Source organism: Stenotrophomonas sp. GD04024, from assembly GCF_029837545.1.
Taxonomy (GTDB): Bacteria; Pseudomonadota; Gammaproteobacteria; order Xanthomonadales; family Xanthomonadaceae; genus Stenotrophomonas; species Stenotrophomonas forensis.
Window position 1 is genome coordinate 17015 of sequence record NZ_JAOEDV010000024.1, and the last position, 13014, is coordinate 30028.

Consider the following 13014-nt stretch of genomic DNA (forward strand, 5'->3'; position numbering starts at 1 on the left):
GTATTCGCGGTAGGCATGCGCGATGTCTGGCACCATCATCTTCCCGCGGCAAGGAGCCTATGCATGAGCGACCCGATCAGCGCCGTTCTCGATGTGCACGACAGCCCGCGCACACGCAACGACAGCCTGGGCATGCTGCTGTCGCTGGCTGCTGAGCAGCCGCGCCAGCTGGGCGAGCTGATGCTGCAGGCCCTGGCGCGGCGCTCGCCGGGCTCGGCCTTCCTCGACATGGCACTGGACCTGATGCCGGATGAGGTGGTGCCCGCGGTTGCCGTCGACGCCTGGCGGCGCTATCGCGACGGCGAGCGCGGCGAACTGCTGGCCAACGTGATCGAGTTTGCCAGCTACCAAGCGCCGAGGGTGCTGCAGGACGATTGGGATGCGCTGCTGGCCTTGACCATCGAAGATGAGGTGCAACTGGCCTCGCAGCTGTGGCGGGCGCTGCCGCCCGCGGTGGCTGCGGGCTGGGCGCAGGTCCTGGCCGAGGCCGATGATGATCGCGAAATGCCGCGGGCGCGGGCGCTGTTGTTGGCTGCGCAGCCCGCGACCTATGCCGCTGCGCGCGGCTATCTGGCCGGCTGGGGGCAGCTGGACGCCGAGGCCTGGGCACATTGGGCCGGCGTTGCCGACGGGCCGCATCCGCGGCGCCTGCATGGAGAGCGGCCGCTGCACATCCGTTTCGGCGGTGCGCAGCATCGCGCCCAGCTGGCCGACGAGCCGGGCTGGCGCAAGCGCATCTGGCGCCTGCACCCCACCTGGAGCGGCGGGCAGGTTCATCACGCCGGTCATATGGGTGGGCGGCTGGAGGCGCTGTGCGGGAGCTGCCATGCACCACTGCAGCGCCTGCTGCAGACCGACGCCGCCGTGCTGCAGCCGGACGCGGAAGGGGAGATCACACTGGGCGTCTGCCTGGACTGCTGTGGCTGGGAGGAGCCGCCGGTGCGCTTCTATCGCCACGATGGCGCGGGCTGGCCCAGCTGCCATCCCCGCCAGCACCGCGACGTGCCGAACACGCCCACCGACAGCGGCGATCTGATGCCGGCCGATGTGGGACTGGCACTCCTGGACAGCGCGCGCTGGCAGCAGCAGGACTGGGGCCAGTCCAATCATCGGCAGAATCTCTCGCGCGTGGGTGGCGCGCCCAGCTGGGTGCAGAGTGCCTGGTACCCGGCGTGCATCGATTGTGGCCAGGACATGCCGTTCGTGATGCAGCTGGATTCGACATTGCCGACCACGGGTGAGAGCACGCTGCTGTGGGGCAGCGGTGGCATGCTCTACACGTTCTGGTGCGCGAAGTGCCGGGTGAGCGGGCACTTCTGGCAGTGCACCTGAGCGCAGCATTCCCGCCAGCGCTTTGGCGGGTGGCAACCGTAGGCCTATTGATCTGGTAGGTGCCAACCTTGGTTGGCACGCTTTTCGGCATCGCCCAAGTCGAGCAAGCTCGACTCTACGGATGCGTGCGGCTGTCGCTATTGCTCTGGTGGGTGTCAACCTTGGTTGGCACGCTCGCGGAACGGCCCATGCCCCTGCAGTTCCTGCTGGTAACGCCGCACATCGCGACGCTCCTGTCGGCACCAGTCCTGCAGCGCATTGGCGAACTCCGCATCGGCCACCCAGTGCCGGCTGCGCACCCGCGTCGGCAGGAAGCCCCGCGCCAGTTTGTGCTCGCCCTGTGCGCCGGGCTCGAAACGCGCCAGCCCCTCGCGCAGGCAATACTCGATGCCTTGGTAGTAGCAGGCCTCGAAGTGCAGGCCGGGCAGGGTGGCGCCACCCCAGTAGCGGCCAAAGAGCGTGTCACCCCCGCGCAGGCACAGTGCGCCGGCAATCGGTTCGCCGTCCTGCTCGGCCAGGAACAACACCAGCCCGCGGCCAAGCGTAATGGCCAGATGGCGCAGGAAGGCTTCCGTCAGTGCCGGCGCATTTCCGTACTCCATGAAGGTCTGCAGGTAGAAGCGGTACATCGACTGCAGATCGGCGCGGCTGGCCTCGTCGCCGTGCACCACGCGGAAGGTGATGCCCTGGCGGGCGACCTTGGCGCGCTCCTGGCGGATGTTCTTGCGGTGCTTGTGGTCCATCGCGCCGAGGAACTGGTCGAATGTCGACCAGTCACCCGGGTTATGCCACTGGAACTGCACGTCTTCGCGCAGCAGCCAGTCGTCGCCGAACAATGCCTCGTCGCCAGCGCTGTGAAAGTTGATGTGGGCCGACGATACGTCCAGCGCGGGCAGTGCCTCGCGCAACGCCAACAGCAGCGCGGCGCGGCCTGAATCGTGACAGGCCAACAGCCGCGGCCCGGTGACCGGCGAGTACGGCACCGCACCCAGCCACTTCGGGTAGTAGTCGCGACCATGCCGGGCATAGGCGTTGGCCCAGGCGTGGTCGAACACGAATTCACCGTGCGAGTTGGTCTTCAGGTAGCCCGGAATGGCGCCGACCAGGGTGTCGCCTTCCCACAGGGTGAAGTGCTGCGGCTGCCAGCCCCAGTCCTCGCGCAGGCAGCCGTGTTCTTCCAGTCCGGACAGGAACGCGTGGCTGACGAAGGGGTTGTGGCCTTCGTGCAGGGCATCCCAGTCGGTTGCGGAAACGGACTGCAGGGAATCGAGGAAGCGGGGGGAAGGCATGAGGGAAGGATAGGGCAGATGAAACAGAAAGGCCGACGCACTGGCGTCGGCCTTTTGCCTGAGTCGAGCCTGGCTCGACGCTACAGAAGCGGGTTCGCCCCTCAGCTGGCCTTGCCCTGTGTGTCCAGGTAGCGCTCGGCATCCAGTGCGGCCATGCAGCCGAAGCCGGCCGAAGTGATTGCCTGGCGGTAGTGCTGGTCGGCCACGTCGCCGGCCGCGAACACGCCTTCCACCGAGGTCTGGGTGGCGTTGCCGCCCAGGCCCGAACGGATTTCCAGGTAGCCGTTGTTCATCGCCAGCTGGCCGTCGAACAGGGTGGTGTTCGGATGGTGGCCGATGGCCACGAAGAAGCCGTGGGCGTCGATGTCGCGGGTGCTGCCGTCCAGGGTGGACTTCACGCGCACGCCGGTCACGCCGGCATCGTTGCCCAGCACTTCCTCCACCTGGTGGTGCCAGACGGTCTCGATCTTGCCCTCGGCCACCTTCTTGAACAGCTTGTCCTGCATGATCTTTTCCGCCTTCAGGGTGTCGCGGCGGTGGACCAGGTAGACCTTGCGGGCGATGTTGGACAGGTACAGCGCCTCTTCCACGGCGGTATTGCCGCCGCCGACCACGACCACGTCCTGGTCGCGGTAGAAGAAACCGTCACAGGTGGCGCAGGCGGACACGCCGCGGCCCTTGAATTCGTCCTCGGTCGGGATGCCCAGGTACTTGGCGGTGGCGCCGGTGGCGATGATCAGGGCATCGCAGGTGTACTCGTGGCTGTCGCCGATCAGCTTGAACGGGCGCTGCGACACGTCGGCGGTATGGATGTGGTCGAAGATGACCTCGGTCTCGAAGCGCTCGGCATGGGCCTGCATGCGTGCCATCAGGTCCGGGCCCATCAGGCCGTGGGCGTCACCCGGCCAGTTGTCCACCTCGGTGGTGGTCATCAGCTGGCCGCCCTGCTGCAGGCCGGTGATGACGACCGGCTTCAGGTTGGCACGGGCGGCGTAGACGGCGGCGGTCCAGCCGGCCGGGCCGGAACCGAGGATGACGAGGCGCTGGTGGCGGGAGGGCAGGCTGGTGCTCATGTAGACTCGCGAAAAGGTAGATGGGACAAGGCGCTGGCGATGTTTGCGCAGCATCCGTGGCTGGTCATAGAGTGGCGGCTGGGGCAGGGCGATTCAAGCCGATGAACAGAACGCCGTCATCCAGCGGTGGTTGCGGCGCCCCGGATGCCCCGTGAAACGTCGCATAACTGAAAACTGACGCCGTCTCATTTATTATCAATCACTAACAGCGCATTCCAAAGGTATGGTCTAAGGTGGCGAAGCAGGTCCCCGAACGCTCCAAGTCCGACGACAGCAAGGCGTCACGTCGCACGGCCGCGGCGGCGACGACCGACAATCCACGCCGCCAACGCCTCTGGCGCGACCTTGGCCTGATCGCCATCGCGCCAGCCCTGCTGTACCTGGCGGCCAGTCTGTTCACCTATTCAGCCACCGATCCGGGCTGGTCGCATACCGGCAGCGTGGTTGCGCCGGTACACAACCTGGGCGGCCGCGCCGGGGCCTGGATCGCCGACGTGCTGCTGCAGCTGTTCGGCTACGTCGCCTTCCTGCTGCCGGTGGTGCTGGGCGCACTGGCGTGGATAGCCATGTTCGGCCTCAAGCGCGAGAGCAAGGGCGAAAACGACCTGGACCCGGCGCTGCGCCTGGTCGGGCTGGTCGGCTTCCTGATCGCCGGCACCGGCTTCCTGCATGTACGCCTGTTCAGTGGCGATGTCTCCAGCGCCGGCGGCATCCTCGGCAAGCTGGTCGGCAATTCGCTCACGGTGGGCTTCGGTGCGCTGGGTGCGAACCTGTTCGTGCTGGTGCTGCTGCTGGCCTCGATCACCCTGGCCACCGGGCTTTCCTGGTTCACGGTGATGGAGAAGATCGGACGCGGCGTGATGTCGCTGGCACCGTTGCTGGCGCGCAAGAAGGAAGAAGTCACCGAGTGGCAGCAGACCCGGGTGATGCGCGAGGAGCGCCAGGAGGTGCGCAAGGCCGATGCCGAGGTGCGCGCCAAGCGCGAGCCGGTGAAGATCGAACCGCGCCCGGAGCCGGTGATCGAGAAGAGTGACCGGGCCAAGCGCGACACGCAGATCCCGATGTTCCGTGGCGTCAATGGCGATGGCTCGGACCTGCCGCCGCTGGCGTTGCTGGACGATCCCAAGCCGCAGCCGGTGGGCTACGACAAGGAAACCCTGGACGCGCTGTCGCGGCAGATCGAGTTCAAGCTGAAGGATTTCCGCATCGACGCCCAGGTGGTCGGTGCCAATCCCGGCCCGGTCATCACCCGCTTCGAGATCGAGCCGGCGCCGGGCATCAAGGTCAGCCAGATCAGTTCGCTGGACAAGGACATCGCGCGCGGCCTGTCGGTGAAATCGGTGCGCGTGGTCGACGTGATTCCGGGCAAGTCGGTGATCGGCCTGGAAATCCCCAACGTCACCCGCGAGATGATCTACCTGTCCGAGCTGTTGCGCTCCAAGGAGTACGACAAGTCGGCCAGCGTGCTGACCCTGGCGCTGGGCAAGGACATCGCCGGCCGCTCCACCGTGGCCGACCTGGCGCGCATGCCGCACCTGCTGGTGGCCGGTACCACCGGTTCGGGCAAGTCGGTGGCGGTCAACGCGATGGTGCTGAGCCTGCTGTTCAAGGCCTCGCCGAAAGACCTGCGGATGCTGATGATCGACCCCAAGATGCTCGAACTGAGCGTCTACCAGGGCATCCCGCACCTGCTGGCGCCGGTGGTCACCGACATGAAGGAGGCCGCCAACGGCCTGCGCTGGTGCGTGGCCGAGATGGAGCGCCGCTACAAGCTGATGAGCGCGGTGGGCGTGCGCAACCTGGCCGGCTTCAACAAGAAGGTGAAGGAAGCGCAGGACGCCGGCCAGCCGTTGATGGACCCGCTGTTCAAGCCGAACCCGGAACTGGGCGAGGCGCCGCGCCCGCTGGAGACGCTGCCGTTCATCGTCATCTTCATCGACGAATTCGCCGACATGATGATGATCGTCGGCAAGAAGGTGGAAGAGCTGATCGCGCGCCTGGCACAGAAGGCGCGTGCGGCCGGCATCCACCTGATCCTGGCCACGCAGCGCCCGTCGGTGGACGTGATCACCGGCCTGATCAAGGCCAACATCCCGACCCGCATCGCCTTCCAGGTCAGCTCCAAGATCGACTCGCGCACCATCCTCGACCAGTCCGGTGCGGAAACCCTGCTGGGCCACGGCGACATGCTTTACCTGCCGCCGGGCACCGCCATGCCCGAGCGCGTGCACGGCGCGTTCGTCTCCGACGAGGAAGTGCACCGCGTGGTCGAACACCTCAAGGCGATGGGCCCGGCCGACTATGTCGACGGCGTGCTGGACGAAGTGCAGACGATGGGTGACGGCGTGGTCGTTGGCGCCACCGGCCTGCCCGAGAACAGCTCCGCCGGCGATGAGTCCGACCCGTTGTATGACGAAGCGCTGCGGGTGGTCACCGAGACCCGCCGCGCCTCGATTTCCGGCGTGCAGCGCCGGCTGAAGATCGGCTACAACCGTGCAGCACGACTGATTGAGGCCATGGAAGCGGCCGGCGTGGTCAGTGCGCCTGAACACAATGGCGACCGCACGGTGCTGGCACCGCCGCCGCCGAAGTAAGACCCGACGTATCCCCCACGACGTCCAAGGAACCGACGCATGCTTCACCCCGTACCCAGCGCGCTGGCACTGGCGCTGGCAGCCTTCCTGGCTGCCAGCCCGGCACTGGCAGACACCGCCACCTCCGCGCCCGCTACGGCGCCGCCTTCCACCAGCGGCGACACCGAAGCCAGCAACAATTTCAGCATTGTCCGTTACCGCGCCGACTACCAGGTGCGGCCCGATGCGGGCAATGTGCAGACCGAAACCTACGAAGTCCTGCTCAAGACCAAGGCCTCCGTCGAGCAGTTCAGCCAGGTGCGGCTGAGCTACAGCGAGAAGATGGAGACGCTGGAAGTGCTCGGCGCCTACACCATCACCGCCGACGGCCAGCGCCGCGACGTGCCGGCCGATCGCATCTACACCCAGGAAAGCTACTCCAGCGCCTCGGCGGCGATGTACGCCGACCGCAAGGTGCGGGTGATCGTGTTCCCGAACCTGGCCCCGGGCACGCGCCTGTACTACCAGGTGCGCCGGACCCAGACGACCCCGTACTTCCCGGGCTATTTCGGCCTGTGGGAAACCTTCAACGTGTTCACCGAATACGAGGACGCCGAAGTCACCCTCAGTGCGCCGGCCAACCTGCCGATGTTCGTCGACAGCCGTGGCGTGCAGGGCAGTGATCGCCCGACGGTGAAGAACGGCCAGGCGCAGTGGCGCTGGCGCTACCAGCGCCGCGAGGCGATGCCGGCGCAGAACTGGTCGGCGGCAGGTTGGGAGTTCGGCCCGAACATCATGGCCAGCACGTACCGTGACTGGTCGCAGATGGGGCGCGCCTACCAGCTCAAGGCGGGCCCGGCGGCGCAGGTCACCCCGGAGCTGCAGGCACTGGCCGACCAGGTGACCGCCGGCATCAGCGACCGCCGCGAGCAGGCCGATGCGCTGTACCGCTGGGTGGCGCAGAACATCCGCTATGTGGCGGTGTACCTGGGCAACGGTGGCCTGGAGCCGAACAGCGCGCAGAGCATCCTCGACAACCACTATGGCGACTGCAAGGACCACGTGACGATCCTGGAGGCGCTGCTGGCGGCAAAGGGCATCGACAGTTCGCCAGTGCTGATCGGAGCGGGCGGTGGCCCGACCCTGCCGAAGATTCCGGTACTGGGCCGCTTCAACCACGCCATCACCTACATTCCCGAGTTTGATCTGTACCTGGACTCGACCACCGCGTGGGCGCGCTTCGGCCAGCTGCCCGAAGGTGACCTTGGTGCTCCGGTGATGCGTACCCGCGATGCCACGCTGGCGCGTACCCCGGCCAACACACCGCAGCGCAATGCTACGTCGATGGAGGTGCGCTTCACCTTCGATGCCAATGGCAACCTGCGTGGCGAAACGATTCCGAAGCTGGGCGAGAACGCCGAAATCGGCATGCGTGCGCAGTTCGCCCAGCTCAACGCGCAGAACCGTGCGCGCGCTGAAGAGCAGATCATGGCCGCGTCCGGCTTCGATGGGCGAGGGCAGCTGCAGATCCAGGGCGTGCCGGTCGACCTGACCCGGCCATTCGGCTATCGCATGGCGTTCCAGGCCGAGGACTACGCCGATTTCAGCGTGGCCGGCGGCATGGCCGTGCCGGACCCGCCGGGTGGCGAATCGGTGCGCGGGCTGTACGCCACCGCATCGGCGCCGGCCAACGAGACCCCGTTCTACTGCAACGCCAGCCTGCGCGAGGAAACCTATCGCCTGCAGTTCCCGGCCAACGCACCGATCATCGCCATTCCGGCCAGCCAGCGTTTCAGCAACGCTGCGGGCGAGTACCGGGTGGACTGGAGCCGCGAGGGCCAGGACGTGGTCGTGCGGCACCGCCTGCAGCAGAACGCGGTGCGTGGCCCGGAGGCGCTGTGCCAGCCGCAGGACTACACCGCGTTCCGCGCGCTGTACCGCGAAGTGCGCCGTGGTTTCCGCGGGCAGGTGCTGTACGGCAAGCTGCCGGGGGCGGGCGGCTGAATCGCCGATGGACGTTCGGGGCGGCATAATGTCGCCCTGATCGCCCATTCATCTTTGCCCGGGCACACTGGCTACCACCTTTCCTGGCGCATGCGCCCACAGGATTCCTGCATGAACTTCCGCTTCCGTCGTTTCCTTGCCATCACCACCCTGGGCGTCGCCTGCGCCGCTGCCGGCAGCGCCTGGGCCGGTGCCCGCGATGACCTGAAGAGCTTCACCAGTGGCCTGAAGGGCCTGGATGGCCAGTTCAGCCAGCAGGTGTTCGACAGCCGCGGAAGGGTGAAGGAATCGACCAGTGGCCGTGTGGCGCTGTCGGCGCCGCGCCTGTTCCGCTGGGAGTACGTGCGCCCGCACGAACAGCTGATCGTGGCCGATGGCAAGAAGGTCTGGATGTACGAGCCGGACCTGGAACAGGCCACCGTGCGCGAGCAGGGCAAGGAAGAGCAGAACAGCCCGCTGACCGCGCTGATCAACCCGGCGCTGCTGGAGCAGCAGTACGACCTCAGTGAGGAAGCCGCGCAGCGCGACGGCCTGCAATGGTTGTCGCTGTCGCCGAAGCGCGACACCGAAGCCAGCTTCCAGTACGCCGCGCTGGGCTTCAACGCCCAGGGCCTGGCCAAGATGGAAATCACCGACGCGGTCGGCCAGCGCACCGTGATCACCTTCAGTGGCTGGAAGCGCAACCCGGGCTTCGCCGCCGGCACCTTCAGCTTCACCCCGCCGAAGGGCACCGACGTCATCGGTAACTGATCGGGGACGCCGGGCCCGGCCGGGCGCTACCTGCTCTGGTGGGTGCCAACCGTTGGTTGGCACGCTTTTGATCTGCCGGCCAGCGGCCGGCACTACCGATCATGGCCCGGCCGCCCTGGTGGGTGCCAACCTTGGTTGGCACGCTCTCGGTCGGCTCATTCGTTGTCCGGGTGAACGATCACCTGCCACGCGGTGCCATCAAATCGAATCAGATCCCAGGGCGTCAGCACCCACAACACGCCGTCGGCGGAACTGATGTCGTTAATTGCGGCATCCATCAGCTCTTCAGGAATGCCCGCCTCCAGGCGTTCAACCACTCCGGAGTTGGGACTGTAGAGATAAAGTCCATTCTCTGAGCCGATGTAGATGGCTTGCCCGTACATGCAAGCGCAGTAGAACGGGACTTCGGGGCTGATCTGATGCCGGATCGGCGTGAAACCCGTATTGATCTGCCCCATCAAGATTGTTGCCTCGGTACCGACCAGGAACAGTTCGCCCGAATCCGTTCTGGATGCATGCAGCAGTTCGGCGGAGGTGATCGGCTCCGGAACATTCCAGGTGGCCCCATCCCAGTGCGCAATCAGGCCGTCAGAACCGATCGCATAGAGATCGGTAAGGCCGGTTCCGCAGAGGTCATTCACGCTGGCCAGATCCAACTCAGCGAGTAGCTGCTTGACCACTTGATTCTTGCCGATTTGCGCCAGATCGGCGCGTGATTCTTCAAATCTTCGCCGAAGCTCTGCGTCGCGCTCTGCAGGGTCAGCGGGTAGTGGTGGCACACCGTCCAGTTCGAACAGATGGCCAACGCAGGCAAGCCAGTTGTCGAAATCAATCGACTCAAGATCGTCCTTGAGACTCCCGCGTTCGGGTGCGGGGAAGTGGGTGGGAAGCTGCTTCCAGCCAGTCTCGCTACGGTGACAGATCATCCCGTGCACGCCACAGCAGAACAGATCCTTGCCCAGTTGCCGAACTCGGGTCAGGCCCCCGCAGAAGTGATCACCTTCAGGTGGAATGAGCTCGCATTTCGTGCCTGATCGAGCGAGGTCTTCAAGGTGGCCGTAGAAGTCCAGGGCCAGTACACGGCGCTCCCGCCCGTCCTGTTGTTCAGGGATGAAGATGGCGGACTCGACCTGCCAGTCGGACAGGTCGTGATAGAACCATTTCTCATCCGTTTGATGTTGATAGAAGAACATCCGGGAGGGCGGGCCGGGATCAGGGTCATAGCATTCGTGCCCCGGGCCAATCCTTGCAGCCAGGTAGTAGATGTCCGCGTCGACGGCGCAGCCGGCAACGAACTCAAGGGCATTGGACTCGGGATCGCGCACGGGTGAGTCCTGAATGGTTGAGCTTCAAATTCTCGGTTAATGATGAGGATGCATGGGTCCCGCGAAAGCATGCTCCATGTGAATCAGCGGCTTACCGATGTATCGGTGGCACCCGCGCCGGCCCATTTCCGACAGATTGCGGGGTTGCCGGCCAGCGGCCGGCACTACCGATCATGGCCGGCCGCCGTGGTGGGTGCCAACCTTGGTTGGCACGCTCTCGCGGTACAATGGACGTGTGGCAAGACATCGTTCAACTTCCTTCCCCGGCCCCGATCTGCTGAGCGTTGATCGGGAACATCTGCGCCCGCTTGCCGAGCGCATGCGCCCGCGCACCCTGGACGAAATGGTCGGGCAGAAGCGCCTGCTGGCGCCGGACAGCGCGCTGCGCCGCGCGGTTGAATCCGGTCGCGTGCATTCGATGATCCTGTGGGGGCCGCCGGGCTGTGGCAAGACCACCCTGGCGCTGCTGCTGGCCGAGTATTCCGATGCCGAGTTCCGTGCCATCTCCGCCGTGCTGTCCGGCCTGCCGGAAGTGCGCCAGGTGCTGGCCGAGGCTGCGCAACGGTTCGCCGAAGGTCGCCGCACGGTGCTGTTCGTGGATGAGGTGCATCGCTTCAACAAGGCGCAGCAGGATGCGTTCCTACCGCACATCGAGCGGGGCACCATCCTGTTCGTTGGCGCCACCACCGAGAATCCGTCGTTCGAACTGAACTCGGCGTTGCTGTCGCGCTGCCGCGTGCATGTGCTGGAGGGCGTCTCGCCCACCGACATCGTCGAAGCGCTGGAGCGTGCGCTGGGTGACCGTGAGCGCGGCCTGGGCGACGAGGGTATCGAGGTCGCCCCCGAGCTGCTGCTGGAAATCGCCACCGCCGCTGACGGTGACGTGCGACGCGCGCTGACCCTGCTGGAAATCGCCGCCGAGCTGGCGGGCGGCGAGGGTGGCCGCATCACCCCGCAGACCCTTATCCAGGTGCTGGCAGATCGCACCCGGCGCTTCGACAAGGGCGGCGAGCAGTTCTACGACCAGATCTCGGCATTGCACAAGTCCGTGCGCAGCTCCAATCCCGATGCCGCGCTGTACTGGCTGACCCGCATGCTCGATGGCGGCTGCGATCCGTCCTACCTTGCGCGCCGGCTGACTCGCATGGCCATCGAGGACATCGGACTGGCCGATCCGCGCGCGCAGAGCATGGCGCTGGAGGCCTGGGACATCTACGAGCGTTTGGGCAGCCCGGAAGGCGAGCTTGCCTTTGCCCAGCTGGTGCTCTATCTGGCCAGCACCGCCAAGTCGAACGCCGGCTATGCGGCCTTCAATCAGGCCAAGGCCGACGTGCGCGAGAGTGGTACCGAGGAGGTGCCGCTGCACCTGCGCAACGCGCCGACCAAGCTGATGAAGGAGCTGGGCTACGGTGCGGAGTACCAGTACGACCACGACGCCGAAGGCGGCATCGCGCTGGATCAGACCGGTTTCCCGGATGCGATGGGTGAGCGCGTGTACTACAACCCGGTGCCGCGCGGCCTGGAAATCAAGCTGAAGGAAAAGCTGGATCGGCTGCGCGCCGAGCGCGAAGCGGCGCGCGCCGCAAAGGGCCGTTGATCCTGCTTGTGTAGAGTCGAGCCATGCTCGACTGCTTCGCGCGTATTGAGTCGAGCATGGCTCGACTCTACAGGGGCATGGCAGTCGGGCAGGGCACGACGCTGCATTGTCGCGTGCGCGTGCATTTGGCACACTGCGCGGCTTCTCTTTTCAAGGATCGATGCCGTGCAGGAAATGATTCTGCCGTTGAAGCGCTACGCCCAGTTCGAGGGCCGCGCCAACCGCCGCGAGTACTGGATGTACCAGCTGTTCCTGTTCCTGGTCGCAACAGCGGTGATGGTGCTGGCCGGCGTGCTGGCAATCCTCCTGCGCAACAGTGCCGATGCACTGGCCGGCATCCTGATCGGCATGGTGGTACTGCTGGGTGTGATGTGGCTGGCCACGATCGTGCCGTTGATTGCCGTGACCGTGCGCCGCCTGCATGACTGCAACCAGTCGGGCTGGCTGTTCCTGCTGGCGCTGGTGCCGGGCGGTGGCATCGTGATCATGATCTTCTCGCTGCTGCCGGGCACGCCGCAGGAGAATCCGTATGGCCCGGTGCCCACGGGGCCGTGATGCTGCACGAGTCGAGCATGGCTCGACGCTACAGAGGCAAAGAAAAGAAGCCGGCGTTTCGCCGGCTTCGTCTTTACTTGATGGCGCAATCGCCGAAGGACAGGTAGTCCGTGCCGGAGCTGAACTGCAGCGTGCAGCTGGCGCTGAAGACAGCGCCTTCTTCCAGTGCGCCCAGTTTGGCCGCCTGCTGATCATCGGAGGTGGTCAGCCGGGCCAGGACATTGCCCTGGTCATCGCCGGCCTCGATGAGCGGTTCGCCCGCCATGTTGCTGGAAACGCCCAGCGCCACGGCGGTGAAGGTCACCGTCTGGTTGAGTTCTTCCATGCTCAGCGTGGAATTGCCGGCTTCTTCAAAGGCCTGGTAGAGCGTCGGAAGATCCTGTGCGGCGTGGGCGGCCAGCGGCGCGAGCAGGCCGAGGGTGAGGGCGATCAGTGCGGTGTGCTTCAAGGGGTCTCACAATCATGGGATCCGATCCCATGGCGGTCGTGGCGCGGATGAACGCGGCCCGGACGGCG

At 65.9% G+C, this 13014-nt stretch carries 10 protein-coding genes; 6 read left to right on the forward strand and 4 right to left on the reverse strand.

Annotation, left to right across the window (positions count from 1 at the left end; genetic code table 11):
• Nucleotides 1–63 precede the first annotated feature (63 nt).
• Complete coding sequence (locus N7590_RS10185) at nt 64–1332, forward strand: hypothetical protein (protein ID WP_053511869.1); 1269 nt, start codon at nt 64–66, stop codon at nt 1330–1332.
• Between the two features lie 155 nt (nt 1333–1487).
• On the opposite strand, the gene N7590_RS10190 is transcribed toward N7590_RS10185, so the two are convergent.
• On the reverse strand, nt 1488–2621 hold the full coding sequence (locus tag N7590_RS10190; RefSeq protein WP_164240883.1) for a GNAT family N-acetyltransferase: 1134 nt from the start codon (nt 2619–2621) through the stop codon (nt 1488–1490).
• A 101-nt stretch (nt 2622–2722) separates the two neighbouring features.
• Nucleotides 2723–3694: a thioredoxin-disulfide reductase gene (gene trxB, locus N7590_RS10195; protein ID WP_164240882.1), complete on the reverse strand. Its 972-nt coding sequence runs from the start codon at nt 3692–3694 to the stop codon at nt 2723–2725.
• 233 nt (nt 3695–3927) lie between these two features.
• Here trxB and N7590_RS10200 point away from each other — a divergent pair, with 233 nt between their 5' ends.
• The 3 genes from N7590_RS10200 (at nt 3928) to lolA (ending at nt 9021) form a co-directional block, all read left to right on the forward strand.
• Nucleotides 3928–6288 (forward strand): DNA translocase FtsK, encoded by a 2361-nt coding sequence (locus N7590_RS10200; protein ID WP_053449701.1) that lies wholly within the window; start codon nt 3928–3930, stop codon nt 6286–6288.
• 39 nt (nt 6289–6327) lie between these two features.
• Complete coding sequence (locus N7590_RS10205; RefSeq protein ID WP_164240881.1) at nt 6328–8271, forward strand: DUF3857 domain-containing protein; 1944 nt, start codon at nt 6328–6330, stop codon at nt 8269–8271.
• Nucleotides 8272–8382: 111 nt separating this feature from the next.
• Nucleotides 8383–9021: an outer membrane lipoprotein chaperone LolA gene (gene lolA / locus N7590_RS10210; protein WP_164240880.1), complete on the forward strand. Its 639-nt coding sequence runs from the start codon at nt 8383–8385 to the stop codon at nt 9019–9021.
• A 155-nt stretch (nt 9022–9176) separates the two neighbouring features.
• Here lolA and N7590_RS10215 read toward each other — a convergent pair whose 3' ends face one another.
• On the reverse strand, nt 9177–10346 hold the full coding sequence (locus N7590_RS10215) for a hypothetical protein (RefSeq protein WP_164240879.1): 1170 nt from the start codon (nt 10344–10346) through the stop codon (nt 9177–9179).
• A gap of 319 nt (nt 10347–10665) precedes the next feature.
• Between N7590_RS10215 and N7590_RS10220 the strand changes: the two genes are divergently transcribed.
• Both N7590_RS10220 and N7590_RS10225 read left to right on the forward strand, forming a co-directional pair.
• Complete coding sequence (locus tag N7590_RS10220; RefSeq protein WP_239544143.1) at nt 10666–11943, forward strand: replication-associated recombination protein A; 1278 nt, start codon at nt 10666–10668, stop codon at nt 11941–11943.
• A gap of 165 nt (nt 11944–12108) precedes the next feature.
• Nucleotides 12109–12498 (forward strand): DUF805 domain-containing protein, encoded by a 390-nt coding sequence (locus N7590_RS10225; RefSeq protein ID WP_164240877.1) that lies wholly within the window; start codon nt 12109–12111, stop codon nt 12496–12498.
• 73 nt (nt 12499–12571) lie between these two features.
• Here the strand turns inward: N7590_RS10225 and N7590_RS10230 are convergent, their stop codons facing one another.
• Nucleotides 12572–12946: a hypothetical protein gene (locus N7590_RS10230; protein WP_164240876.1), complete on the reverse strand. Its 375-nt coding sequence runs from the start codon at nt 12944–12946 to the stop codon at nt 12572–12574.
• Nucleotides 12947–13014 lie beyond the last annotated feature (68 nt).

Coding starts and splice junctions, on each gene's coding strand:
- N7590_RS10185 (WP_053511869.1), top strand. CDS start 64: ATGAGCGACCCGATCAGCGCCGTTCTCGATGTGCACGACAGCCCGCGC.
- N7590_RS10190 (WP_164240883.1), bottom strand. CDS start 2,621: ATGCCTTCCCCCCGCTTCCTCGATTCCCTGCAGTCCGTTTCCGCAACC.
- trxB (WP_164240882.1), bottom strand. CDS start 3,694: ATGAGCACCAGCCTGCCCTCCCGCCACCAGCGCCTCGTCATCCTCGGT.
- N7590_RS10205 (WP_164240881.1), top strand. CDS start 6,328: ATGCTTCACCCCGTACCCAGCGCGCTGGCACTGGCGCTGGCAGCCTTC.
- lolA (WP_164240880.1), top strand. CDS start 8,383: ATGAACTTCCGCTTCCGTCGTTTCCTTGCCATCACCACCCTGGGCGTC.
- N7590_RS10220 (WP_239544143.1), top strand. CDS start 10,666: ATGCGCCCGCGCACCCTGGACGAAATGGTCGGGCAGAAGCGCCTGCTG.